This window comes from Streptomyces lacaronensis, from assembly GCF_047337785.1.
Classification (GTDB): Bacteria; Actinomycetota; Actinomycetes; order Streptomycetales; family Streptomycetaceae; genus Streptomyces; species Streptomyces lycopersici.
The window spans coordinates 1,729,170-1,750,821 of record NZ_JBLHDK010000003.1 but is presented as its reverse complement, the minus strand read 5'-3'; the positions used below and the strand labels follow the sequence as shown (position 1 = coordinate 1,750,821).

The 21,652-nt window shown below is 72.3% G+C and carries 22 protein-coding genes and 2 pseudogenes; 10 read left to right on the top strand and 14 right to left on the bottom strand.

Going from position 1 to position 21,652, the window contains the following annotated elements; genetic code table 11:
* Nucleotides 1–7: 7 nt before the first annotated feature.
* Together ACMTAK_RS07820 and ACMTAK_RS07815 are read left to right on the top strand one after the other, a co-directional pair.
* On the top strand, nt 8–1,096 hold the full coding sequence (locus tag ACMTAK_RS07820; RefSeq protein ID WP_413805503.1) for an NAD-dependent epimerase/dehydratase family protein: 1,089 nt from the start codon (nt 8–10) through the stop codon (nt 1,094–1,096).
* 183 nt (nt 1,097–1,279) lie between these two features.
* On the top strand, nt 1,280–2,347 hold the full coding sequence (locus ACMTAK_RS07815; RefSeq protein ID WP_413805502.1) for a phosphatidylinositol-specific phospholipase C domain-containing protein: 1,068 nt from the start codon (nt 1,280–1,282) through the stop codon (nt 2,345–2,347).
* A gap of 7 nt (nt 2,348–2,354) precedes the next feature.
* Here the strand turns inward: ACMTAK_RS07815 and ACMTAK_RS07810 are convergent, their stop codons facing one another.
* The gene (locus ACMTAK_RS07810) at nt 2,355–2,591 is read right to left on the bottom strand and encodes a dodecin (protein WP_191066600.1); all 237 of its coding nucleotides are present in this window, start codon (nt 2,589–2,591) and stop codon (nt 2,355–2,357) included.
* 90 nt (nt 2,592–2,681) lie between these two features.
* A complete protein-coding gene (locus ACMTAK_RS07805) occupies nt 2,682–3,143 on the bottom strand; it encodes a universal stress protein (protein WP_413104609.1) in 462 nt (153 codons plus the stop codon).
* Between the two features lie 106 nt (nt 3,144–3,249).
* On the opposite strand from ACMTAK_RS07805, the gene ACMTAK_RS07800 reads away from it, so the two are divergent.
* Entirely contained in the window at nt 3,250–4,101 is an 852-nt protein-coding gene (locus ACMTAK_RS07800; RefSeq protein ID WP_413805501.1) for a metallophosphoesterase family protein, read from the top strand.
* 551 nt (nt 4,102–4,652) lie between these two features.
* Here ACMTAK_RS07800 and ACMTAK_RS07795 read toward each other — a convergent pair.
* The gene (locus ACMTAK_RS07795) at nt 4,653–5,231 is read right to left on the bottom strand and encodes a TetR/AcrR family transcriptional regulator (RefSeq protein WP_413805500.1); all 579 of its coding nucleotides are present in this window, start codon (nt 5,229–5,231) and stop codon (nt 4,653–4,655) included.
* Nucleotides 5,232–5,309: 78 nt separating this feature from the next.
* Here ACMTAK_RS07795 and ACMTAK_RS07790 point away from each other — a divergent pair, with 78 nt between their 5' ends.
* Nucleotides 5,310–6,083, top strand: coding sequence for an oxidoreductase (locus ACMTAK_RS07790; protein ID WP_413805499.1), 774 nt, complete (start codon nt 5,310–5,312; stop codon nt 6,081–6,083).
* A gap of 187 nt (nt 6,084–6,270) precedes the next feature.
* Here the strand turns inward: ACMTAK_RS07790 and ACMTAK_RS07785 are convergent, their stop codons facing one another.
* The 3 genes from ACMTAK_RS07785 to ACMTAK_RS07775 all read right to left on the bottom strand — a co-directional run bounded on the left by ACMTAK_RS07785 (nt 6,271) and on the right by ACMTAK_RS07775 (nt 9,231).
* Nucleotides 6,271–6,471, bottom strand: coding sequence for a ferredoxin (locus tag ACMTAK_RS07785; protein ID WP_413805498.1), 201 nt, complete (start codon nt 6,469–6,471; stop codon nt 6,271–6,273).
* Nucleotides 6,468–7,655, bottom strand: a complete 1,188-nt coding sequence (locus ACMTAK_RS07780; protein ID WP_413805497.1) for a cytochrome P450 — start codon at nt 7,653–7,655, stop codon at nt 6,468–6,470. The genes ACMTAK_RS07785 and ACMTAK_RS07780 overlap by 4 nt, the downstream gene beginning before the upstream one ends.
* A gap of 82 nt (nt 7,656–7,737) precedes the next feature.
* Entirely contained in the window at nt 7,738–9,231 is a 1,494-nt protein-coding gene (locus ACMTAK_RS07775) for an MFS transporter (protein ID WP_413805496.1), read from the bottom strand.
* A gap of 100 nt (nt 9,232–9,331) precedes the next feature.
* Here ACMTAK_RS07775 and ACMTAK_RS07770 point away from each other — a divergent pair, with 100 nt between their 5' ends.
* Nucleotides 9,332–9,889 carry a TetR/AcrR family transcriptional regulator gene (locus ACMTAK_RS07770; protein WP_413805495.1) on the top strand — a complete coding sequence of 186 codons (558 nt, stop codon included), beginning with the start codon at nt 9,332–9,334 and terminating at the stop codon, nt 9,887–9,889.
* Between the two features lie 84 nt (nt 9,890–9,973).
* Nucleotides 9,974–10,156 (top strand): annotated as a pseudogene (locus ACMTAK_RS07765) (dienelactone hydrolase family protein); the annotation flags it as partial.
* 121 nt (nt 10,157–10,277) lie between these two features.
* Here the strand turns inward: ACMTAK_RS07765 and ACMTAK_RS07760 are convergent.
* From ACMTAK_RS07760 to ACMTAK_RS07740, 5 genes are all read right to left on the bottom strand, one after another.
* Nucleotides 10,278–11,048 (bottom strand): bestrophin-like domain, encoded by a 771-nt coding sequence (locus ACMTAK_RS07760; RefSeq protein WP_413805494.1) that lies wholly within the window; start codon nt 11,046–11,048, stop codon nt 10,278–10,280.
* 34 nt (nt 11,049–11,082) lie between these two features.
* On the bottom strand, nt 11,083–11,235 hold the full coding sequence (locus ACMTAK_RS07755; protein ID WP_413805493.1) for a hypothetical protein: 153 nt from the start codon (nt 11,233–11,235) through the stop codon (nt 11,083–11,085).
* On the bottom strand, nt 11,222–11,608 hold the full coding sequence (locus ACMTAK_RS07750) for a hypothetical protein (RefSeq protein ID WP_413805492.1): 387 nt from the start codon (nt 11,606–11,608) through the stop codon (nt 11,222–11,224). The genes ACMTAK_RS07755 and ACMTAK_RS07750 overlap by 14 nt, the downstream gene beginning before the upstream one ends.
* A gap of 440 nt (nt 11,609–12,048) precedes the next feature.
* Nucleotides 12,049–12,873, bottom strand: coding sequence for a crotonase/enoyl-CoA hydratase family protein (locus ACMTAK_RS07745; RefSeq protein WP_413805491.1), 825 nt, complete (start codon nt 12,871–12,873; stop codon nt 12,049–12,051).
* The gene (locus ACMTAK_RS07740) at nt 12,870–14,516 is read right to left on the bottom strand and encodes an acyl-CoA dehydrogenase family protein (RefSeq protein ID WP_413805490.1); all 1,647 of its coding nucleotides are present in this window, start codon (nt 14,514–14,516) and stop codon (nt 12,870–12,872) included. The genes ACMTAK_RS07745 and ACMTAK_RS07740 overlap by 4 nt, the downstream gene beginning before the upstream one ends.
* Nucleotides 14,517–14,634: 118 nt before the next feature.
* On the opposite strand from ACMTAK_RS07740, the gene ACMTAK_RS07735 reads away from it, so the two are divergent.
* Nucleotides 14,635–15,375, top strand: a complete 741-nt coding sequence (locus tag ACMTAK_RS07735; protein WP_413805489.1) for a PaaX family transcriptional regulator C-terminal domain-containing protein — start codon at nt 14,635–14,637, stop codon at nt 15,373–15,375.
* 44 nt (nt 15,376–15,419) lie between these two features.
* Here ACMTAK_RS07735 and ACMTAK_RS07730 read toward each other — a convergent pair whose 3' ends face one another.
* The 3 genes from ACMTAK_RS07730 to ACMTAK_RS07720 all read right to left on the bottom strand — a co-directional run bounded on the left by ACMTAK_RS07730 (nt 15,420) and on the right by ACMTAK_RS07720 (nt 18,847).
* On the bottom strand, nt 15,420–16,424 hold the full coding sequence (locus ACMTAK_RS07730) for a LacI family DNA-binding transcriptional regulator (RefSeq protein WP_413805488.1): 1,005 nt from the start codon (nt 16,422–16,424) through the stop codon (nt 15,420–15,422).
* Between the two features lie 58 nt (nt 16,425–16,482).
* Nucleotides 16,483–17,574, bottom strand: coding sequence for an acyl-CoA dehydrogenase family protein (locus ACMTAK_RS07725; RefSeq protein WP_413805487.1), 1,092 nt, complete (start codon nt 17,572–17,574; stop codon nt 16,483–16,485).
* 82 nt (nt 17,575–17,656) lie between these two features.
* Entirely contained in the window at nt 17,657–18,847 is a 1,191-nt protein-coding gene (locus tag ACMTAK_RS07720) for an acyl-CoA dehydrogenase family protein (protein ID WP_413805486.1), read from the bottom strand.
* 73 nt (nt 18,848–18,920) lie between these two features.
* On the opposite strand from ACMTAK_RS07720, the gene ACMTAK_RS07715 reads away from it, so the two are divergent.
* From ACMTAK_RS07715 to ACMTAK_RS07705, 3 genes and pseudogenes are all read left to right on the top strand, one after another.
* Nucleotides 18,921–19,706 carry an SDR family oxidoreductase gene (locus ACMTAK_RS07715; protein ID WP_413812820.1) on the top strand — a complete coding sequence of 262 codons (786 nt, stop codon included), beginning with the start codon at nt 18,921–18,923 and terminating at the stop codon, nt 19,704–19,706.
* An 84-nt stretch (nt 19,707–19,790) separates the two neighbouring features.
* Nucleotides 19,791–20,372: pseudogene (locus ACMTAK_RS07710) on the top strand (TetR/AcrR family transcriptional regulator); the annotation flags it as partial.
* A 111-nt stretch (nt 20,373–20,483) separates the two neighbouring features.
* Nucleotides 20,484–21,641, top strand: coding sequence for an acetyl-CoA C-acetyltransferase (locus ACMTAK_RS07705; protein WP_413805485.1), 1,158 nt, complete (start codon nt 20,484–20,486; stop codon nt 21,639–21,641).
* The last annotated feature ends 11 nt before the right edge of the window (nt 21,642–21,652 follow it).

Here is a 21,652-nt window from a genome sequence, read left to right as displayed (position 1 = left end):
CGGACACATGGGTGTCAAGCACGGAATGCGCGTGGTGGTGGTCGGGGCCACCGGCAACGCCGGTACGAGCGTCGTTCGCGCGCTCGGCGAGGCCCCGGACATCGAGTCGATCGTGGGCGTCGCCCGCAGGGTGCCCAGCTGGTCGCCGCCGAAGACCACCTGGGTACGCGCGGACATCGGGCGGGACGCGGGTGAGGAGGCCGACCTCGTACGGCACTTCGAGGGCGCCGACGCGGTCATCCACCTCGCCTGGCTGATCCAGCCCAGCCACCGGCCCGCCGTCACCTGGGACACCAATGTCCTCGGCAGCAAGCGGGTCTTCGAGGCGGTGGCACGGGCCGAGGTGCCGGTGCTGGTGTACGCCTCCTCGGTGGGCGCCTACTCGCCCGGCCCCGAGGACGGCCGCCCGGTGGACGAGTCCTGGCCCACCGACGGCTGGCCGGAGGCCGCGTACTGCCGTGAGAAGGCGTATGTGGAGCGGATGCTGGACGCCTTCGAACGGGAGCATCCGCAGGTCCGGGTGGTGCGGATGCGGCCCGGCTTCCTCTTCAAGGAGGAGGCGGCGGCCGAGCAGCGCCGGCTGTTCATGGGCCCGTTCCTGCCCCGGCGGCTGGTCCGCTCCACCTTCCTGCCCGCCGTCTTCGACCTGCCAGGACTGCGGCTCCAGGTGCTGCACACCGACGACGCCGCCGAGGCGTACCGGCTGGCGCTCGGCCGTCAGGTGCGCGGCGCCTTCAACCTCGCGGCCGAACCGCCGGTGGACGGCGAGACGCTGGCCGGGCTGCTCGACGCGCGGACGGTGCGGATTCCGCGCTTCGCCGCCCGCTCGGCCATGGCCACGGCCTGGCATCTGCATCTGCTGCCGCCCTCGCCCCAGCTGCTCGACGCCGCCCTGCGGCTCCCGCTGATGGACACCACCCGCGCCCAGGAGGAACTGGGCTGGCGGCCCCGGCACACCGCCGTCGAGACGCTCCACGAGTTCCTCACCGGGCTGCGGCGCGGCACCGGTATGGACCAGACCGCACCCCTGGCCCCCAAGCTGCCCGGCGGACGGGCGCGCGAGGCCGCGACGACCGGTATGGGGGAGCGGCCCTGACGGGGTCCTGTCCCCTGAACGACCCCAGACCCCCAGCCGTGTGAGACGCGGCACATGAGACGGGCTCAGCGGCAGCACGCCGCCGGGCCCGTACCGCTGTGACCCATGGCCACTCGTAACGCATGACACGACTCCCGTACGCTTCTGCCCAGTTGGTCGGGACGTCGACAAGGGTGGGGACACATGGGCAGGGTGGGGAGTCCGGCGCGCGGTCATGCCCGGCGCACGGGAACGGTGGCGGTCGCAGCGGCGGCCGCCGCACTGTGTCTGACGGCACCGGCCGAGGCCCGGCCCGCCACCGCGGACGACCCGTCCTACTCCGCCACCACCTCGGTGGGGGTGCACAACGCCTACGAGAAGGCCAAGTACCCCTACTTCGCCGACGCGCTGGACTCCGGAGCCTCACTCCTGGAACTCGACGTGTGGACCAACGCCTTCGGCGCCGGCTGGCGGGTCTCGCACTCCAACCCGCTCGGCAACGACAACAACTGCGAGAACGCCGCGGGCCCGGACGAGCTGCGCACCAAGCCCCGCGACCAGAGCCTGGCCGGCTGCCTCGCCGACATGCGGGCCTGGCACCAGGCCCATCCGGGGCACCGTCCCATCCTCGTCAAGGTGGAGATGAAGGACGGCTTCAACGGCAAGAAGGGGCGTGGCCCGGCCGACCTCGACGCCCTCCTCGGCGCCACCCTGGGCGACGCGGTGCTGCGCCCGGCGGATGTGGTGGGCGGCCATGCCACCCTCGACGAGGCGGTTCAGGCGGGCGGCTGGCCATCCCGCTCGGCGCTCGCGGGCAAGTTCATCGTCGAGCTGATACCGGGCACGGTCGAGGAGAACAACCCCCTCGACACGCTGTGGACCGACCGCGAGTACGCCACCCATCTGCGGGACCTGTCCGCCGCCGGGAAGCTCGGCCAGGCCGCCGCCTTCCCCGCCGTCCACGGCGCCGCCTCGGGGGACCCGCGCACCCGCTACACCGACGCCGCCCTCCGGCCCTGGTTCGTGCTCTTCGACGGTGACGCGTCCACGTATGTCACCAGCGGTACCGACACCGCCTGGTACGACGACCGCCACTACCTGCTGATCATGACGGACGCGCACAACGTGGCGCCCCCGATCGACGGCACCAACCCCACCGAGACCCAGGCGCGGAACCGGGTGTCCGAACTCGCCGCGCGGCACGCCAGCTTCGCGACCGCCGACTGGTATCCGCTGCCGTCCGTGCTGTCCACCGTCGTGTCCCGTGGCTGAGCCGGGGTCAGCCGGCCCGGTCCCCGGAGCCGGCGTCGGGGTCCTCGAGCCGGAATCCGACCTTCAGTCCCACCTGGTAGTGCGCGATCCGGCCGTTCTCGATATGCCCGCGCACTTGGCCGACCTCGAACCAGTCCAGATTTCGGAGCGTCTTCGAGGCACGGCCGATGGCGGAGCGGATCGCGTCGTCGACGCTCTCGGAGGACGAGCCGACGATCTCGGTCACCCGGTAGGTGTGGGCCATCGCAGTCTCCCCGGTCCGTGGGGTGGTCCGTTCGCTTCTCCCACGGTGCCTCACCGCGCCGGGCTCCGCGAGCCGGACGGGCGGGCGGCCTTACGGCACCACGGTGACCGGCCAGCGCCCGGCCTTGACCAGCCGTACGGCCACCGAGCCGATGAAGCGGTGCCCGGCCTGCTCGGACGCGCCCACCACCACGGCGTCGGCCTTCAGCTCATCGGCCGCCTGGGCCAGACCGTTGTACGGATCGCCCCGGAAGGTGTGGAACTCCCAGCGCACCTCGAAGACCCCGCGCAGCCGCTCGGTGGCCTCCCGCATCTCCCGCATCAGCTCCTCGGCCACCTCACCCGTGGTGTCGGACACCGAGGCACCGAGCGCCGCCCCCGCGGCCAGCACCGGCTGGATGTAGACCACGACCAGCAGCGCCTTCTGGCGTCTGGCCAGCCCGGCGGCGTAGGCCGTGGCGCGCCAGGAGGATTCGGAGCCATCCAGTCCGGCCACGATGACCTTCGGTCCGTCGGTTCCCCGTTCAAAAGACGGAGGGAGTTTGTCCACCACATCTGCGAGGCTAGCGCCAGGGACGGTCCGGTGATCACCCGGCCCGTCCCGCGGTGCTCGCGCACCGCGACCGCGTCATGAGCGCCACCGTACGACAGGAGAGACAATGAGCGGCACCCACGGGGGCGAACTCCTCGCCATCAGCGACCTTCATGTGGCCTATCCGGAGAACCGGGCGATCGTCGAGCGGCTGCGGCCCGGCTCCGACGACGACTGGCTGATCGTCGCGGGGGACGTCGGCGAGGTGTTCTCCGAGATCGAGGAGGTTCTCGGCCTGCTGAGCGAGCGCTTCGCCAAAGTCATCTGGTCACCCGGGAACCACGAGCTGTGGACCCATCCCAAGGACCCCTTGGAAGTCAGGGGAGTGGCGCGCTACGAGGCGCTGGTGGAGATGTGCCGGGCGAAGGGCATCGTCACGCCCGAGGACCCCTACCCGCTCTGGGAGGGCATCGGCGGGCCGCTGGTCATCGCCCCGCTGTTCCTGCTCTACGACTACACCTTCCGCCTCGACGGCCTGGCCACCAAGGAGGCCGCGCTGGCCCACGCCCATGAGGCGGGGGTGGTCTGCACCGACGAGCACTTCCTGCACCCCGACCCGTACCCCACCCGCGACGCGTGGTGCCGGGCCCGGGTCGCCGAGACCGAGGCGCGGCTGGCGGCCGTCGACCCGGAGCTGCGGACCGTGCTCATCAACCACTGGCCGATGACCCGGCTGCCCACCCGGGTGCTGCGCTACCCCGACTTCGCCCTGTGGTGCGGCACCGAGCTGACCGCCGACTGGCATATGCGGTTCCGGGCCGAGACGGTCGTCTACGGCCATCTGCACATCCCCCGTACGACGGTGGAGGACGGGGTGAAGTTCCAGGAGGTCTCGGTCGGCTACCCCAGGGAGTGGAAGGCCCACGGCCGGCTGCCCGAGGACCCGCTGCGCCGGATCCTCCCGGTGCCGGTGCCGTAGGGGGCCGCGCGGTGTCCGGTGGGCTCGGGGGGCACCGCGACGGCGCCCGGGGGTGGCCTTGGGTCTTGTGGGGCAGCGCGTCCTGACGCGCAGGGTGTCTTGACGGGGCCGGAGGGCGGCGCCGTACGGTCTCGGCCGTGAACCCTGTCGAGGCGTTCCTCCCCGAGACCTGCACCGCCGGTGTCCCGTACGCCCTGTGCGGCGAATTGCGGGCCCCCCGCCCCGGCTGCCGGACCGACGAGCCCGCGGTCGGGGCCTGGCCGGCCGGCCCCGGCCTCCTCTGGGCGGTGTTCCGGCCCGCCGACGTCAAACACGTCCTGCGCACCCCCGAGGTCTTCTCCTCCCACCTCGGTGCCACCCGGATCCGCGACCCCGACACGCCCGACGCCGGGCGAGCGGAGCGTTGCGGGTCCATGCCTGATCGTGCGCAACCATGGCCGTCCGCTGGCGGGTTCCAGCACTTGCACTGCCTGCTGTTCGATCAGGGGTCGGGGCTGATTCTCCGTACCGACGCGAGGCCATGGCACCCGGCTCCCACCAGAGGCGGCAGCTCAGGTTGCCGATGGAGCGCCGAAGCGTAGGCCGTCGAAGAGGATGGCGGTGATCTGTCTTGCTTCGCTCTGCCAGCCCTCCGTGGCGTGCATTCCGCAGATGCCGCCCAGGGCACGCAACAGTGTGGGGCCGGTGACGCCGTCACGGATGGTGCCGGCCGTGGTGCCCGCGTCGAGTAGCTGGGTGAGGGCGTTCGCCATCTGGGTGCGGGCGTTGTCGAAGACCGGTGAGTCCGTTGCCATGATGCTTTCCAGGGCGGAGGCCATCCCTTTGCCCACGGCCGCGTGGTCCACGAGCAGCAGCAGGAAGCGTCGCAGAGCCTCATCCGGGGCGTGTTGCTCCAGAAGCTTTCCGGGAGCGGCGCACAGTTCGTCGACTTCCTTGCGGTAGACCTCCTCGACGAGGGCTTCGCGCGTCTCGAAGTGGCGGTAGAGCGTTCCGACGGCCACCCCGGCCCTGCGGGCGATCTCCTCGACGTGCGCGTCGGCGTCGTCACCGAGGAACGCGTCCCGTGCCGCGGACAGGAGCGCCTCGCGGTTACGCCGCGCGTCGGCGCGCAGCGGACGTGATGATGGCAACAGAGTCTCCATAAGGTGAGTCCGATTCCGGTTATGGTAGTTTCCGGAGTCAGGTTCATCTTACGGAGGAGGGCTCCCATGACGGTTCCTGGAGAAGGACTGGCCGGGCTTCGTGTGTTGGTCACCGGTGGCAGCCGCGGCCTGGGCGAAGCGACTGCCCGCCGCTTCGCCGCAGCGGGCGCGACCGTGCTGACAGCCTCTCGGAGCAAGCCGAGAGAGGGTCTGCCGGCCACGTTCATCCCGGCGGACCTCTCGACGGAGCAGGGTGTGGCGGAGCTCGGCCGGCAGGTCATCGACCGGGTGGGCGGGGTGGACGTGCTCGTGAACAACGCGGGCGCGGCGAGCGCCCCGGCGCCGACCCTGAGCCGGTCCGACGCATCCTGGCGCGCGGATCTGGAGATGAACCTCCTCAGCGCCGTGCGCCTGGACCGGGCCCTCGTGCCGGGGATGGTCGAACGGGGGTCTGGCGTCGTCGTGCACGTCTCCTCGATCGCGAGCCGTCTTCCGCAGCGCACGGAGGCGTCCTACGCCGCCGCCAAGGCGGCGCTCAACGCCTACAGCCGCGAACTGGCGACCGAGGTGGGCGAGCACGGGGTGCGCGTGGTGTGCGTCCTCCCGGGCTTCATCGTCACCGAAGGCGCCACCGCCCACCTCCAGCACATCGCCGACCAGCAGGGCGTCAGCACGGACGAGGTCAAGCAGCAGATCGTGGACCACCTGAAGGTGCCCATGGGTCGCCCGGGGGATCCCGAGGACATCGCCGAGATGATCGCGTTCCTCGCATCCGGGCGCGCGAAGTGGCTCACGGGAGCGGAGTTCCGCGTCGACGGCGGCATCATCCCGGTGGTCTGAGCAGCAGCTGCACGCCCCGAACTGGCCGGACGGCCTCTCCCAGCAGACGCACCTCGACCTCGCCGTGACCGACCTCGCCACCGCCGACCGCGTGGCGGCCGAAGCCGGCGCCAGTCGGCCGCGGCCCACCGACGAGGTCCATCCGGATTCCCAGAAGGGAAGCCGGGTCTGCGCGACGCGCCGACGGCTACTCCGTCAGGGACAGGGCCCGGCTCGGGCAGATCTCGACGGCGACCCGGGCCCGCTTCAGCGCCTCGTCGTCCGCGGGGGTGTCCCGGAGGACGACGACCGTGCCGTCCTCCTCGCTCTGATCGAACGCGCCGGGGTCGGTCAGGACGCACTGGCCCGCTCCGACGCACCGGTCGGGATCCGCCACGATTTTGGTCATGCCGGCTCCTCCCACGTCACGGGTACCTCGTGGATGCCGTAGATGAGGGCGTCGTCCTTGTAGGGCAGCTTGTCGGCGGGAGTGGCGAGCCGCAGCGTCGGAATCCGGCGGAAGAGCGTGTCGAAGACGATCTGCAGCTCCATCCGGGCCAGGTTCTGGCCGAGGCACTGGTGGATGCCGAAACCGAAGGCGACGTGGTTGCGGGCGCCCCGGTCGAGCTTGATCTCGTCCGCCTCGCCGAAGGCCGCAGGGTCGTGGTTCGCCGCGTTGCTCAGCGCCACGACGGGGTCCCCGGCCCGGATGGTCACGCCGCCGATCTCCACGTCCTCGACGGCGACGCGGGAGTTGGCGAATTCGGCGATGGTGTAGACCCGCAGCAACTCCTCGATCGCGGGCAGGGTGCGCGCCGGGTCCTCGCGCAGCGCCGCCAGTTCCTCCGGGCGCTCCAGCAGCGTCACCACGCCGAGCGAGATCATGTTGGCGGTGGTCTCATGCCCGGCGAGCAGCAGCGTGAAGGCCAGCGACACCACGTCCTCGGGGTCGTTGCCCTCGGCGAGCTGACGGCTCAGCAGGTCGTCGGTCGGCTCGGCGGCCTTCTTGGCGATCAGGTCCCTGAGGTAGTCGCGCAGCTCCGTGAGGGCCTGCTTCCTGCCCTCGGCGGTGAGGTCGCGACTCAGCAGGGCCTTGCTGCGGGTCTGGAAGAAGTCGTGGTCGTGGTATGGCACGCCGAGCTGCTCACAGATGACCAGCGACGGCACCGGCAGGGAGAGGGCCTGTACGAGGTCGGCGGGGCGCGGCCCGGCCAGCATCGCGTCGATGTGCTCATCGACGATCTCCTGGATGCGCGGGCGCAGCTCGGCCATGCGGCGCACGGTGAACTCGCCGACCACGGCCTTGCGAGCGGGACCGTGCTCGGGCGGGTCCAAGTGGATGAGCGACCGGCGCGGGAGGAAGGCGCGCCGCTCGCGGGTGAACTGGGGGAAGTCCGGATTCCGGCGGTCGGAGCTGAACCGCGGGTCCGTGAGCATGGCCCGGATGTGCTCGAGCCGGCTCAGGGCCCAGGCGACCTGCCCACTGGGCAGGGTGACCTGGGAGATCCCGGAATCGGTGTCCCGGATGCGGGTGTGCTGCTCCGGGGGCGCGTACGGGCAGCGGCGGGTGGTCCGCAGGGCGGGAGCGGTCATCGGGGAGCCTCCATCGTCAAGAGCGAATCCAAGCGGAATAGGGTCATTGGTCGTGAGTGGCACCGCGTTGCTCGTTCCTGGCTCATGCGGGGTCTGTGGATGGGCTGGGCAGAGGGCGGCCCTGAGTTTCGGGGATCGGTGCGGTGGCGAGGCGCCGGCCGTTACGGGCGGCGGCGGCCTTGGCCCAGTTGCTGGTGGAGATGACGCCGAGCGCGAGCGCGACGAGTCCGCAGCTTCCGAGGAGGGCCCAGGCGGCGCGGCTTGAGTTGATGAACCCGGCGCCGGTGCCGGCCACGATCGAGCCGGTGACGGCGATGCCGATGGCGGAGCCGAACTGGCGTGCGCTGGCGGCGAGCGCGCCGGCGACACCGACCTGGTCGGGCGGTAGTCCGGAGACGGCGGTGTTGGTGATCGGCGGGGTGAACATGCCCGCGCCGAGGCCGAAGGTGGCGTAGGCGGCCAGCAGGTAGACGCTCTCGGTGTGCGCGGTCAGGGGGACGAGAAGGAAGGCGCCGATGGCGAGCAGCGCGCCGCCCAGCGTGAGGGGGAGGCGGGCGCCCTGGGAGGCGAGAAGCCGCCCGGAGAGGTTGGCGGCGACGGCCTGGCCCACGGCCATCGGGATGATCATCAATCCGGCGTGCAGCGGGCTGAGGTGGCGGATGTCCTGGAGGTAGAGGGTGTTGAGGAACAGGAACCCGCCGAGACCGGCCGACATCACGACGGAGATCGTGTTCGCGCCGGAGAACGGAGGGCTGCGGAAGAATCGCAGGTCGATGAGCGGCTCGGATCGCCGGGGCTCGACGATGAGCATCCCGATGAGGCCCAGGACGGCGAGTACGAACAGCCCGACGATCCAGGGGTCTGCCCATCCGCGGCGGGGGCCCTCGATCGTCGCGGCGATGATCGACGCGAACAGGACGATGATCAGCACCTGGCCGGGCGGGTCGAACGCGCGGGCCCGGGCGGCCTTGGACTCGGGGACGAATCTCTGGGTGAGCAGGATGGCGGCGATCCCGATCGGGACATTGACCCAGAACACAGATCGCCAGTCGATACCGCTGACCAGCAGGCCGCCGAGCACGGGCCCGGCCGCGATGGTGATCCCGATCACCGATCCCCACACGCCGATCGCTCGTGCCCGTTCCCGGCGGTCGGTGAATACGCTGACGATGATCGACATCGCGACCGGGTTGAGCATCGAGCCGCCCACCGCTTGCAGGCCGCGGAAGGCGATCAGCCACCCGACGCTGGGCGCCAGTGCGCACAGGAGGGAACTGACGGAGAACAGCGACAGCCCGAGCTGGAAGATCCGCTTGCGGCCGAAGCGGTCGGCCATGGAGCCGGACAGCAGGAGCAGGCAGGCCATGACCAGGGAGTAGGCGTCGGCCGTCCACTGCAGGCTGCTGACCGAGGCGTGCAGGTCCTTGCTTATGGACGGGAGCGCCACGTTGACGATGCTGAGGTCGATGCCGGTCACGCCCACGCTGAGACAGCAGATCGCCAGCACCAGCCGGCGGTGAACGGGATGTGGTGGGCCGGTCGTCGCAGCCGGCCCGGGGGTGTTTCCGGTGCTCATGGCGGATCCTTGGACAGATTCGATAGAGTCTCCGGTGAAAACGGAGAGGGTGTCCGCATCACTATACGGAGACCCTATCCACTTAGGCAAGGACACGTGAATGACTGACCATCCGCCCTCCAAAAGGGCCGACGCGGTCCGCAACCGCCAGCGGATTCTCGAAGCGGCACGCACCGCTTTCGCCGCCACCGGAGCCGAGACGTCCATGGCCGAGATCGCCCGGAGATCCGGGGTCGGCCCGGCAACCCTGTACCGCAACTTCGCGACCCGCCGCGAACTCCTGGAGGCACTACTTGCCGATGAGGTCGATGAGGTCTGCGCCGCCGCCGCGACGGCCGAGGGTGACAGCCCGGGGGACCGGCTCACGACCTGGCTGCGCCGGTTCTTTCAGTACGTCACCGCCAAGCGGCCGGTCGTCCTCGGGCTGCTTGAGCATACGGACAGAACCGATCCCGTCTTCGACAGCCGGGGCCGGATGCTCGCAGCCGGCCGGCCACTGCTCTCCGCCGCCCAGGACGCACACCAGATCGCCGGCGACCTCGACCTCGACCAGATCCTCGACCTCGTGGTAGCCATCGCGAAGATCCCCGGAACCCCGGAATACCGACAGCCGATCCTTGACGCGGCACTCGCCGGACTGCACAGGCGCGGCACCTGATGTCCACTCCGTACGGCGCACGGTGCCGAATTCGCTCCTTGCGCAGGTTCGCCGCACTGACCGAGTCCGGCTGCGCGGTAGCCACACATCGGAGAAGAGGCCCGGCCCGCAGTCTTCGCCCAGCTGATGCCCTTGATCGAGGCGCACACCACCGAACGTGTCCTGCGCGACGCCGACGCCTACCTCAGGTTCCTCACCACCCAGCCTGAGGTCAGCGCCGGACCGGTGTGCGCTGCCCAATCGCTCAGCCGACGGGCGGTTGGGGCTGGGCGGGCAGGATACAAGTTCCTCCATAGCGCGCGTTGCGCGGGACATCCGCCTCAGCGGCCCCGGCCACGATGGTCAGCCGGTAAGCCGGTGCGGCTCATCTCCAACTCCCAGAACGGGCTCAAGACTCTCCCCGTGCGCTGGGGAACAGATCGGTGAAGGCCGTGGTCGAGTCGCCGACCGACCGTCCGAAGGGCTCGTCGAAGTCCCACACCAGGAAGAGCAGGAAGACGATGAGCGCGGTGAACATCACCGCGAGCATCAGCTCCCGGGGCGAGCGGCGGATCTGCAGGGTGAAGACCAGCCCGATCACCAGCGCCGCGCCGAGCACCAGGCCGAACCAGACCAGCGGGGGCATGGTGGGCCCCGCGCTCTGCTGCCGGGCGCCGCGCGCGTCGTCCACGGCGGCCACCTGATCCACCATCGGCTGGTACGCCTGCGACTGGAGGTCGTTGTGCGGGGCCGCGAGGGTGACATCGTGGCGCAGGGTGGTCAGCAGCTCGGTGCCGCGGTCGGTGAGCTCACCCTTGTCGATCATCACCTTCCACTCGGTGTGCACCACGTGGTCCACATACGCGTCCACGTCGTCGCGGATGCGATCGCGCACCGGGCCGGGGTAGACGCTCGCCCGCTCGGTCACCTCGTGCAGCGCCTGCGCCTCCGTACGGACCCCGTCCTGCGCGGCGGAGCGCGCCTCCCAGACACCGGCGATGGCCAGGCCCAGCACGATCGCGTAGACCACGCCGATCATCATGATCATGTAGTCGAGGACATCGGGGGTCTCGTCCGGATCGTCCTCCTCCCCGAGTCTGCGGGAGTTGAGGACCGCCCCGGTCACCACGACCGCGCAGGTCCCGGCCATCACCAGGGTCATAATCAGCCATTCGGGCATGGATGAACCTTCCAAGCGGTTCGGCGGTGGGCCGTCAGCCGCGCCGCCCGCCGCGCGCGCCGGAGCGCGAACGCGGACGGAGAGCGGCGGCCGCGAGGACCGCGGGCGCGGTGAGCAGCAGAGTGAAGGTGACCAAGGAGATCTCGTTGTCGGGCTTCTTGTGCGCGGGTTTCTCATACGCGTGCATCTCGACGGCACGGGTCCTGGTCGGTGCGGGAGCCGGTGCGGGGGGTGATGCCGGAGGCTGGGTACGCGAGGGCGGGGGCGGCGGCGGGAGTGCGGGTGCGCGTGTGGGCCCCGGTGCGGGGAGCCGCGGGGCGTGCGTGGGGGAGGGGGTACGCGGCGTCGGGGTGGGGGGAGGAGTGGGGGTCGGCGTGGGCGTACGGCTCGGAGTGGCGGACGGACTGGGGGTGGGCGTCGAGGACGGCGACGGCGTCGGGGTGGGCGTAGGAGTCGGGGTGGGCGTAGGAGTCGGCGACGGCGTGGGTGTGGGCGTCGGCGTGGGCGTAGGGGTCGGCGTGGGCGTAGGGGTCGGTGTCGGCTTGGGCGGTTTGGGACACCAGCCGTATCGGGCGACGAGGCCGACCGGGCCCGCCGAGACGGCGACGCACACACACAGGCCCGGACCGATCCGGATCCGCACCGAGGTGAGCGGTCCGTCGTCCGGGCCCCCGGCCCAGGACCGGGTGTCGGCCGTCGGCCGAGGGGAGGCGGGCGCGGCGGCCGGACCGTCACCGTCCTCCTCGGCCAGGGCTGTCGCCCCCGCCGAGGTGAGGACGAGGGCAGTGGCCAGGACCCCCGCACGCCATACGCGCTGCCATCGCTTCACGAGGAAATATTCGGCCGAACGGGCGCCCGCCAGCCGTGTGACCACAGGAATTCCCCCGAATAGGGGAATGGGCGGTGCTGACATTGGCGCATCGAGCTTCAGCCAAGGACATTTCCCTCATGCGTGCTCGGCTGAACGGGGCGGCTCGCCCCGTTCAGCCGAGCACGCCGGTCACGGCTCGCCGAAGCTCCCATGCCGTCCCGCGCCCGCGGCGAACCGCGCCGCGCCGTCCAGCCCCTCGGCCGGCGCCGCCCGACCGTGGCGCAGCTCCCGCGCCATGGCCTCGTCCTCGGGCAGCCCCTCCTGCTCCAGCAGCGAGGCCCGGTCCGAGCGCAGACACGTCTGCGGAAAGCGGGCGATCTCGGCCGCCAGCCGCTCCGCCTCCGCGCGCGCCCGCCCCGGCGGTACGACGCGGTTGGCGAGCCCGATGGCGTATGCCTCGTCGGCCGGCACCGCCCGTCCCGTCAGCACCAGGTCCATCGCCCGGCCGGCGCCGATCAGCCGTGGCAGCCTTACCGTTCCGCCGTCGATCAGCGGGACGCCCCAGCGGCGGCAGAACACCCCGAAGACCGCGTCCTCCTCGGCGACGCGCAGATCGCACCAGAGCGCCAACTCCAGCCCGCCCGCCACCGCGTGGCCGCTGACCGCCGCGATCACCGGCTTGGACAGCCGCAGCCGGGTGGGCCCCATCGGGCCGTCCCCGTCGTCGGCGACCCGGTTGCCGCGCGGTGTGCCGACCGCCTTCAGATCGGCGCCGGAGCAGAAGGTGCCGCCCTCGCCCCACAACACCGCGACCCGCGCGTCGGGATCGGCGTCGAAGGCGCGGAAGGCGTCGGCCAGCGCCATGGCGGTCGCGCCGTCGACGGCGTTGCGCACCTCGGGGCGGGAGAGCACGACCGTGGTGACCGGGCCCTCCCGCTCCGTGCGAACCGTAAGGCGCGCACCGGCCGCGTCTTCCGCTGCCCCCGCGTCGGCCGCACCGCCCGTGGGCGTCATCGCGCGTCCTTCGGGCGGGCCCGCTCCAGGATCGGGCCGGTGTCGGTGCCGGGCGGCAGGGTGCCGAAGGCGTGCCCCCAGTCCCCGTCGAGCCGCGAGGCGCAGAACGCGTCGGCGACCGCCGGATGGCTGTACCGCACCAGCAGGCTGCCCTGGAGCACCAGCGTCATCTGCTCGGCCAGCCGGCGCGCCAGCAGCTGCGCCCGCTCGGGGTCGGTGAGCTGCGGCAGCAGCCCGCGCAGCCGGTCCACGGCCGCGTCCAGCCGGGCGTCCGCCCCGGCCGCGGCGTCGACCTCGGCCAGGAACGCCTCCAGGGCGCCGTTCTCCCGGCCCAGCGCGCGCAGCACGTCGAGCGCGGCGACGTTCCCCGAGCCCTCCCAGATCGAGAGCAGGGGAGCCTCGCGATACAGGCGCGGCATCCCGGACTCCTCCACATAGCCGTTGCCACCCAGGCACTCCAGGGCCTCGGCGGCGTGGGTGGCGCCGCGCTTGCACACCCAGTACTTGCTCACCGCGAGCCCCAGCCTGCGCAGCGCCGCCTCGCTCTCGTCCCCGTCCTCGGCGCGGTCCAGAGCGGACGCGAGCCGCATCGCGAGCGTGGTGGCCGCCTCCGACTCGACCGCCAGGTCGGCGAGCACATTGCGCATCAGCGGCTGGTCGACCAGCTCGGCGCCGAACGCCCGGCGGTGCTCGGCGTGGTGCAGCGCCTGCCGCAGCCCGGCCCGCATGCCCGCCGCCGAGCCGATGACGCAGTCCAGCCGGGTGACGTTGACCATCTCCACGATGGTCCGCACTCCGCGGCCCGGTTCGCCGACCCGCCAGGCGAGGGCGGACTCGTACTCGATCTCGGCCGACGCGTTGGAGCGGTTGCCCAGCTTGTTCTTGAGGCGCATCAGCCGCAGCGGGTTGCGGCTGCCGTCCGGCAGCACCCGGGGCACCAGGAAGCAGGTGACCCCCTCCTCCGTCTGGGCCAGCGTCAGGAAGACATCGCTCATCGGCGCGGAGGTGAACCACTTGTGGCCGGTGAGCACGTATCGGCCCGCACCGTCCGGTACGGCCCGGGTGGTGTTGGCGCGGACGTCCGAGCCGCCCTGCTTCTCCGTCATCGACATGCCCGCGATCAGGCCCCGCTTGCCCAGCGGCGGGCGCAGCCCGAAGTCGTAGGTGCGGGCGGCCAGCAGCGGTTCGTACACGGCGGCGAGCTCCGGCTCGGCGCGCAGCGCCGGGACCGCGGCGTACGTCATGGAGATCGGGCAGCCATGGCCGGGCTCGGCCTGTGCGAAGGCGTAGAACTTGGCCGCGCGCACCAGATGGGCGCCGGGGCGGGTCTCGCGCCACGCCGCCGCGTGCTGGCCGCTCTCCACGGCGACGTGCATCAACTGGTGGTAGGCGGGGTGGTACTCGACCTCGTCGACGCGGTGACCGTAGCGGTCGTGGGTGTGCAGCACCGGGGGGTGCTCCTCGGCCATCCGCGCCCAGTCCTGCACCTCGGCGGATCCGGCCCGCGCGCCCAGGTCCCGCACCTCCTGTTCGCCCCAGCCGCCGCCGTGCCGCCGCAGGGCCTCCAGCAGGGCGGGGTCGTCCGCGGTGCTGAAGCCGAGGAGCGGCGGGGCCTGGTTGAGGACCTCGTGCGTAGCGCTCATGGCAGACATCTCCTCGTTCGCGGTGGTCTCCCGGGTCCGACCGGGTCTCACACTTCCGGGGCCTTACACTTCCAGTATGTGCGACGAAGAACTGTAATGGATAGGGTTTCGCGTAACCATGGACGACACCGGAACCCTCACCCTGCGGCCGCTGACCGCGCGCTCGGTCGTGCTCAGCACCCTGCTGGGCCTGCACCCGCCCCAGCTGCCCGCCCGCGCTCTGGTGCGCGTCGGCGCGCTCTTCGGCACCGCCGAGGGCACCATCCGGGTCGCGCTCACCCGTATGGTCGCCGCCGGTGACCTGGAGCAGAGCGGTGGCACCTACCGGCTCACCGACCGGCTGCTGGCCCGCCAGGCGCGACAGGACGAGAGCCGCGCCCCCCGCACCCGCCGCTGGGACGGCGCCTGGGAGATCGCGATCGTCACCTCCGACCGGCGCGAGGCGGCCGAGCGCGCCGCCCTCCGCCAGGCCATGGCCACCCTTCGCCTGGCCGAACTGCGCGAGGGCACCTGGATGCGCCCCGCCAATCTCGTCCACCCGCGCCCGGACGTCGCCGCCGAGCAGTGCGGCTGGTTCACCGGCGGGCCGGAGGGCGATCCGGCCGAGCTCGCCGCGCGCCTGTGGGACCTGGATGGCTGGGCCCACCAGGCCCGGCTGCTCGGCGCGGCGCTTGACGACGCGGAGGAACCGGCCGACCGCTTCACCGTCGCGGCGGCCGCCCTCCGCCACCTCCTCGCCGATCCCGTCCTCCCCGACCGGCTCCTGCCGGAGGACTGGCCGGGTGCGGAGCTGCGCCGCCGCTACGACGCCTTCGAACGCGACTTCCGGGCGTGGCTGCCCCGATACGCGGGCGGCTGACCACGGCGGTGGCCCCTGGGGGCGGGACGCCGCCCCGCGCCCGGCTACGCCGAATCGCGGATCACCAGCTCCGTGGGGAGGACCAGCGCCGGTTCGATGCTCTCACCGGCGGTCAGGCGCAGCAGTTGGCGGGCCAGACGGCGGCCGATGCCGCCTATCGGCTGGCGGACAGTGGTCAGCGGGGGTTCGGTGTAGCGCGCGGGCTCTATGTCGTCGAAGCCCACCACCGCCACATCGTCCGGCACCCGTCGGCCCGCGCGGCGCAGCGCCCGCAGCACCCCGATCGCCATCAGGTCGGAGGCCACGAACACCCCGTCCAGCCGGGGCTCCCGGTCAAGCAGCTCCCGCATCGCGACCGCCCCCGACTCCTGGGTGAAGTCCCCGACCGCGACACGCGCCGCCAGCCGCGCCCCGTCCAGCGCCGCCCGGTAGCCCGCCAGCCGGTCCATTCCGGCCACCATGTCCTGCGGGCCCGCGACCGTGGCGATGCGGGTGCGCCCGGAGCGGATCAGATGCTCCACGGCCAGTGCCGCGCCCGCCGCGTTGTCCACCCCCACGTACGGCGGCGACGCCGGGCCCGGCACCCGCTCGTTGCAGACCACCGGGATGCCCATCCGGGTCAGCGCGGCGGGCAGCGGATCGGCGCCGTGCATCGACGCGACCATGACCCCGTCCACATGGCGGGCCAGCGCGAAGCGCTCGATGCGGTCACGGCTGGCGGCGGAGCGGGCCATCATCAGCACCAGCTGCTTGTCCGCGGCCTCCAGCTCCTGGCTCACCCCGCGCACCACGCCCGGGAAGAACCGGTCGTCGGAGAAGACCCGGCCCGGCTCCTCGGGGAGTACCAGCGCGAAGGAGTCGGTGCGCTGGGTGACCAGGCTGCGGGCCGCCTGGTTGGGGATGTAGCCCAGCTCCTGGATGGCGCTCAGAACCGCCTCACGGCTGTCCTCACCGACCTTGGTCGAGCCGTTGACGACGCGGGAGACGGTGGCGCGCGAGACACCCGCGCGCCGCGCCACGCTCTCCAGGGTGGGCCGGGGCCGGTGCATCCGCGCATACCTCGCTGTTCGCTCACTGACGGGTCGATACAGCATGGATCAAGACCGGTCAGGGCGCGAGGACGCGGGCGCGGCAAACCGACGGGGAGCCCCAGGCGGAGCGCAGGGCGCGGGCCTTGCGGATCCACAGCGAGAGGTCGTACTCGTCGGTGTAGCCGAGCGCGCCGTGCAGTTGGAGGGCGGTGCGCGCCGCCGTGTACGCGGCCTCGCCGGTGGCCACCTTCGCCGCGGCGACCTCCGCCCGGACGTTACCCGTGGGCTCCGACGCGTGCGCGCCGCTCGTGGGCCCAGGCGCGTGGGTGCCGCCTGTGGGCCCAGGCGTGTGGGTGCCGCCTGTGGGCCCCCACGCGAGCGCCACCGCGGCCCCGTACAGCAGTGGCCGGGCCAACTCCAGGCCGATGAGCGCGTCCGCCAGCCGGTGCTTCACCGCCTGGAACGAGCCGATCGGGCGGCCGAACTGGGTGCGCTGCCCGACGTACGCCGCGGTGCGCTCCACCAGCGCGAGCCCGGTGCCGAGCGACAGCGCGGCCGTGGCGAAGGCGGCCCAGTCCGCGGCGCGCGCGGCGGCCGCGGCCACGGCCGGGCCCCGGGCGAGCAACTCACCGCCGGGCAGCGGCCGGGCCAGCCGCCGGGCCGGGTCGAACGAGGGCTGGACCGGCCCATGCCCCGGGGCCAGCCACAGTTCCTCGCCCGCGACGGCGAAGACGGCGTCGGCGGCGTCCGCGTCCAGCGCGTACGGCCCGCCGTCGGCCGCCGCGAGCGTCACCAGCGCCCGTCCGTCGGCGATCCGGGGCAGCCAGTCCTTGGCCACCTGCCCACTCCGTGCCGTGCCGCCCTCGGCGAGCGCCCCCAGCAGCACCGCGGCGGCGGCCGTCTCGGCCAGGGGCCCCGGCACGGCGTGCCGACCGGCCGCGACAAAGGCCACGCCCAGCTCGACGGACAGCGGCCCGACGCCCTCGTACGCCTCCGGTACGGCCAGCCCGGTCACCCCGGCGTCGGCGAGCCGCCTCCACACCGCGCGCCCCGGCGCGTGCTCGCCGCGCCCCCAGGCCCGGATGGCGTGCGGTGTGTCGGCCCCGCCGAGCATCCGGTCCACGGTGCGGCCGAAGTCCGTCTGCTCCTGATCCAGCAGGAACCTCATCCGAGCGCCCCCTCGTCAACCAATGGGCCCGTCACCTGCCACGGGACGCACCGCCCCGGCCGCGGCCACGGGCCCCTCACCCTCACCGGCGTCCCTTCGGCAGGCCCAGCAGCCGCTCGGCGATGATGTCGCGCTGGATCTCGTTCGTGCCCGCGTAGATGGGGCCCGCCAGGGCGAAGGTGTAGCCGTCGGACCACGGGCCGGGGGCGTCCGGGTCGCCGGCGGCGTCCGACAGTTCGCCGTGGGGGCCCAGCAGGTCCAGGGCCGTCTCGTGGAGGGCGATGTCCAGCTCCGACCAGAAAACCTTGTTCAGGCTGGACTCGGCCCCGAGCGAGTCCCCGGCGGCCAGCCGGGAGGCGCCCGCGTAGGCGAAGAGCTCATACGCGCGGGCGCCGATCACGGCGTCCGCGACCCGGTCGCGCAGCGCGGCCGCCTCGGTCCCCGCATCGCTCCCGGCCTTGTCCGCCCGCTCCCGCCACAGCGCCACCAGGCGCCGCGCCGCCGCGGTGAACCGGCCGGGGCTGCGCAGGGTCAGCCCGCGCTCGTTGCCCGCCGTGCTCATCGCGATGCGCCAGCCCTGCCCCGGCTCGCCGATGACGTCCTCGTCGGGGACGAACACCTCGTCCAGGAAGAGCTCGGCGAAGGCGGGCTTGCCGTCGAGGCGGCCGATGGGGCGCACGGTCACACCGGGCGCGTCCAGGGCGAACATCAGATACGTCAGCCCCCGGTGCGGTGCGTCCGCCGCCGGGTCGCTGCGGAACAGGCCGAAGGCCCGGTCCGCGAAGGCGGCCCGGGACGACCAGGTCTTCTGTCCGCTCAAGCGCCAGCCGCCGTCGGTGCGGCGGGCGGTGGAGCGCAGCGAGGCGAGGTCGGAGCCCGACTCGGGCTCGGACCACGCCTGGGCCCAGATCGTCTCGCCGCGCGCCATCGGCGGCAGGATCCGGGCGCGCTGCTCGGCGCTGCCGTGCTCGAAGAGAGTGGGGGCGAGCAGGCTGATCCCGTTCTGGCTCACCCGGCCGGGCGCGCCCGCCGCGTAGTACTCCTCCTCGAACAGCAGCCACTCGATCACCGACGCGCCCCGGCCGCCGTACTCCTCGGGCCAGGTCACCGCCGACCAGCGGTCGGCCGCGAGGGTGCGCTCCCAGGCGCGATGCGCCGCGAACCCCTCGGCGGTCTCCAGGGAGGCGAGGGGAGCGGCGGGTGTGTGCGCGGCCAGCCACCGCCGGGCCTCGGCCCGGAACGCCGACTGCCGCTCGGTGAGATCGAGGTCCATCGGGGCACCACCTCCTCCATCGGCTCTCTGGCGGTTCCCTAACAAGTGTTTGGTAGGTTACCGTGGCGTCGTGATGGACAACAAGGCGCCGTACGTCCCCGGCCATGGCCTCCTTACCGGTCGCACGGCCGTCATCACCGCCGCCGCGGGCACCGGAATCGGCGGCGCCACGGCCCGCAGGTTCCTCGAGGAGGGCGCGCGCGTCGTCCTCGGTGACGCCCATGAGCGCCGGCTGAAGGAGACAGTGGCCACGCTCGCCGGGGAGTTCGGCGAGGAGCGGGTCGCCGGACGCGTCAGCGATGTGACCGACGAGGCCCAGATCGCCGCGCTGTACGACCTCGCCGAGGAGCGCCACGGACGGCTGGACGCGGTGGTCAACAACGCCGGGCTCGGTGGCACCGCCCTGCTGACCGAGATGACCGACGAACAGTGGGACAAGGTCATCGACGTCACCCTGAACGGCACCTTCCGCTGCACCCGCGCCGCGCTGCGCCGGATGAAGGCGGGTGGCCACGGTGGCGTCGTGGTGAACAACGCCTCGGTCGTCGGCTGGCGCGCCCAGGCCGGCCAGGCCCACTACGCGGCGGCCAAGGCGGGCGTCATGGCGCTCACCCGCTGCGCCGCGGTGGAGGCCGCCGCGTACCGGGTGCGGGTCAACGCGGTCTCGCCGAGCCTGGCCATGCATCCGCATCTGGTGAAGGTCACCACCCCCGAACTGCTGGCCGAGCTCACCGAGCGCGAGGCCTTCGGCCGGTACGCCGAGCCCTGGGAGGTGGCCAACGTCATCGTCTTCCTGGCCAGCGGCTACTCGTCGTACATGACGGGCGAGACGGTGTCCGTGAGCAGCCAGCACCCATGAGGCGAGAATGAGAACGTGCCGAATTCCACCAGGAACCGCGCTTCCACCGGAAACAGTGCGAAGAACAGCGAGAAGAAGACGACCGTGACCCCGTCCCCCGAGCGACGGCGCGAACTGCTCTCGACCGCGGCGGAGGTCTTCGCCGCCCAGGGGTACAACGCGACCACCGTCCGCCGGATCGCGGACGAGGCGGGGATGCTCGCGGGCAGCCTCTACTACCACTTCGACTCCAAGGAGTCGATGGTCGACGAGATCCTCTCCACCTTCCTGAACGAGCTCTGGGCCGGGTATGACGAGGTGCTCGGCGCCGGACTCGGCCCCCGGGAGACCGTCGAGGCACTCGTCACCGAGTCCTTCCGGGAGATCGACCGGCACCGCGCCGCCGTCGCGATCTACCAGAAGGAGTCCAAACACCTCTCCACCCAGCCGCGCTTCCGCTATCTCGCCGAATCACAGGGGAGGTTCGAGCGGGCATGGCTGGGCGCGCTGGAGCGCGGGGTGGCCGAGGGGGCCTTCCGCGCCGACCTCGACATCCGGCTGGCGTACCGCTTTCTGCGCGACACGGTGTGGGTCGCCGCCTCCTGGTACCGGCCGGGCGGACAGCACAGCGCCGAGGAGATCGCCCGGCAGTATCTGTCGATGGTCCTGGACGGCATCACGCCGCGAGAAGAACAGACACATCGAGACCGGACACAGCCAAAAGACACCACGCGAGACCCAGCGCGAGACACAACGACCGTAAGACCGTCATGACCTGAGGGACCTCAAGGAGCTGCCATGCCCGAGGCATACATCGTGGAAGCGGTAAGGACGCCGGTGGGGCGGCGGAAGGGCGGGTTCGCCTCCGTCCACCCCGCCGACCTCGGCGCCCATGTCCTGCGCACGCTGATGGAGCGCTCGGGCGCCGACCCGGCCGCCGTCGAGGACGTCGTCTTCGGCTGTCTGGACACCGTGGGCCCGCAGGCCGGGGACATCGCGCGCACCTGCTGGCTGGCCGCCGGGCTCCCGGAGGAGGTGCCGGGCGTGACCGTCGACCGGCAGTGCGGCTCCTCGCAGCAGGCCCTGCACTTCGCCGCGCAGGCGGTGCTCTCCGGCACCCAGGACCTGGTGGTCGCGGGCGGGGTGCAGAACATGTCGATGGTGCCCATCGGCTTCGCGAGCGGCAAGGCCGGTGAGCCCCTGGGGCTGACCGAAGGCCCCTTCGCGGGCTCGGAGGGATGGCGGGCGCGCTACGGCGACCGGCCGGTCAGCCAGTTCTACGGCGCCGAGCTGATCGCCGAGAAGTGGGGCATCACCCGAGAGGCCATGGAGGAGTTCGCCCTGGGCTCGCACCAGCGGGCGCTGCGCGCCATCGACGAGGGCCGCTTCGACCGCGAGACCGTCCCGTTCCGGGACGTCTCGGTGGACGAGGGGCCGCGCCGGGACACCAGCCTGGAGAAGATGGCCGCGCTCAAGCCGCTCATCGAGGGCGGGCGGCTCACCGCCGCGCTCTCCTCCCAGGTGTCCGACGGCGCCGCGGCCCTGCTGCTCGCCTCCGAACAGGCCGTACGGGAACACGGCTTGACCCCGCGCGCCCGGGTGCACCATCTGTCGGTGCGCGGCGAGGACCCGATCCGGATGCTGTCCGCGCCCATACCGGCGACGGCGCACGCGCTGAAGAAGACCGGGCTGACCATCGGCGACATCGACCTGGTCGAGATCAACGAGGCGTTCGCCCCCGTCGTCCTGGCCTGGCTGAAGGAGACCGGCGCCGACCCCGAGCGGGTCAACGTCAACGGCGGCGCCATCGCCCTGGGCCACCCGCTCGGCGCCACCGGCGCCAAGCTGATGACGACCCTCCTGCACGAACTGGAGCGCACCGGCGGCCGCTACGGCCTGCAGACGATGTGTGAGGGGGGCGGCCAGGCGAACGTCACGATCGTCGAGCGGTTGTGAGAACCGCGACC

What these genes read in the sequence shown, in the direction of transcription:
- ACMTAK_RS07780 (WP_413805497.1), bottom strand. Translation starts at nt 7,655, where the DNA reads ATGACCGCTCCCGCCCTGCGGACCACCCGCCGCTGCCCGTACGCGCCC.
- ACMTAK_RS07705 (WP_413805485.1), top strand. Translation starts at nt 20,484, where the DNA reads ATGCCCGAGGCATACATCGTGGAAGCGGTAAGGACGCCGGTGGGGCGG.
- ACMTAK_RS07760 (WP_413805494.1), bottom strand. Translation starts at nt 11,048, where the DNA reads ATGCCCGAATGGCTGATTATGACCCTGGTGATGGCCGGGACCTGCGCG.
- ACMTAK_RS07730 (WP_413805488.1), bottom strand. Translation starts at nt 16,424, where the DNA reads ATGCACCGGCCCCGGCCCACCCTGGAGAGCGTGGCGCGGCGCGCGGGT.
- ACMTAK_RS07720 (WP_413805486.1), bottom strand. Translation starts at nt 18,847, where the DNA reads ATGGACCTCGATCTCACCGAGCGGCAGTCGGCGTTCCGGGCCGAGGCC.
- ACMTAK_RS07820 (WP_413805503.1), top strand. Translation starts at nt 8, where the DNA reads ATGGGTGTCAAGCACGGAATGCGCGTGGTGGTGGTCGGGGCCACCGGC.
- ACMTAK_RS07715 (WP_413812820.1), top strand. Translation starts at nt 18,921, where the DNA reads ATGGACAACAAGGCGCCGTACGTCCCCGGCCATGGCCTCCTTACCGGT.
- ACMTAK_RS07800 (WP_413805501.1), top strand. Translation starts at nt 3,250, where the DNA reads ATGAGCGGCACCCACGGGGGCGAACTCCTCGCCATCAGCGACCTTCAT.
- ACMTAK_RS07735 (WP_413805489.1), top strand. Translation starts at nt 14,635, where the DNA reads ATGGACGACACCGGAACCCTCACCCTGCGGCCGCTGACCGCGCGCTCG.
- ACMTAK_RS07790 (WP_413805499.1), top strand. Translation starts at nt 5,310, where the DNA reads ATGACGGTTCCTGGAGAAGGACTGGCCGGGCTTCGTGTGTTGGTCACC.
- ACMTAK_RS07785 (WP_413805498.1), bottom strand. Translation starts at nt 6,471, where the DNA reads ATGACCAAAATCGTGGCGGATCCCGACCGGTGCGTCGGAGCGGGCCAG.
- ACMTAK_RS07725 (WP_413805487.1), bottom strand. Translation starts at nt 17,574, where the DNA reads ATGAGGTTCCTGCTGGATCAGGAGCAGACGGACTTCGGCCGCACCGTG.
- ACMTAK_RS07775 (WP_413805496.1), bottom strand. Translation starts at nt 9,231, where the DNA reads ATGAGCACCGGAAACACCCCCGGGCCGGCTGCGACGACCGGCCCACCA.
- ACMTAK_RS07810 (WP_191066600.1), bottom strand. Translation starts at nt 2,591, where the DNA reads ATGGCCCACACCTACCGGGTGACCGAGATCGTCGGCTCGTCCTCCGAG.
- ACMTAK_RS07815 (WP_413805502.1), top strand. Translation starts at nt 1,280, where the DNA reads ATGGGCAGGGTGGGGAGTCCGGCGCGCGGTCATGCCCGGCGCACGGGA.
- ACMTAK_RS07740 (WP_413805490.1), bottom strand. Translation starts at nt 14,516, where the DNA reads ATGAGCGCTACGCACGAGGTCCTCAACCAGGCCCCGCCGCTCCTCGGC.
- ACMTAK_RS07755 (WP_413805493.1), bottom strand. Translation starts at nt 11,235, where the DNA reads ATGCACGCGTATGAGAAACCCGCGCACAAGAAGCCCGACAACGAGATC.
- ACMTAK_RS07770 (WP_413805495.1), top strand. Translation starts at nt 9,332, where the DNA reads ATGACTGACCATCCGCCCTCCAAAAGGGCCGACGCGGTCCGCAACCGC.
- ACMTAK_RS07745 (WP_413805491.1), bottom strand. Translation starts at nt 12,873, where the DNA reads ATGACGCCCACGGGCGGTGCGGCCGACGCGGGGGCAGCGGAAGACGCG.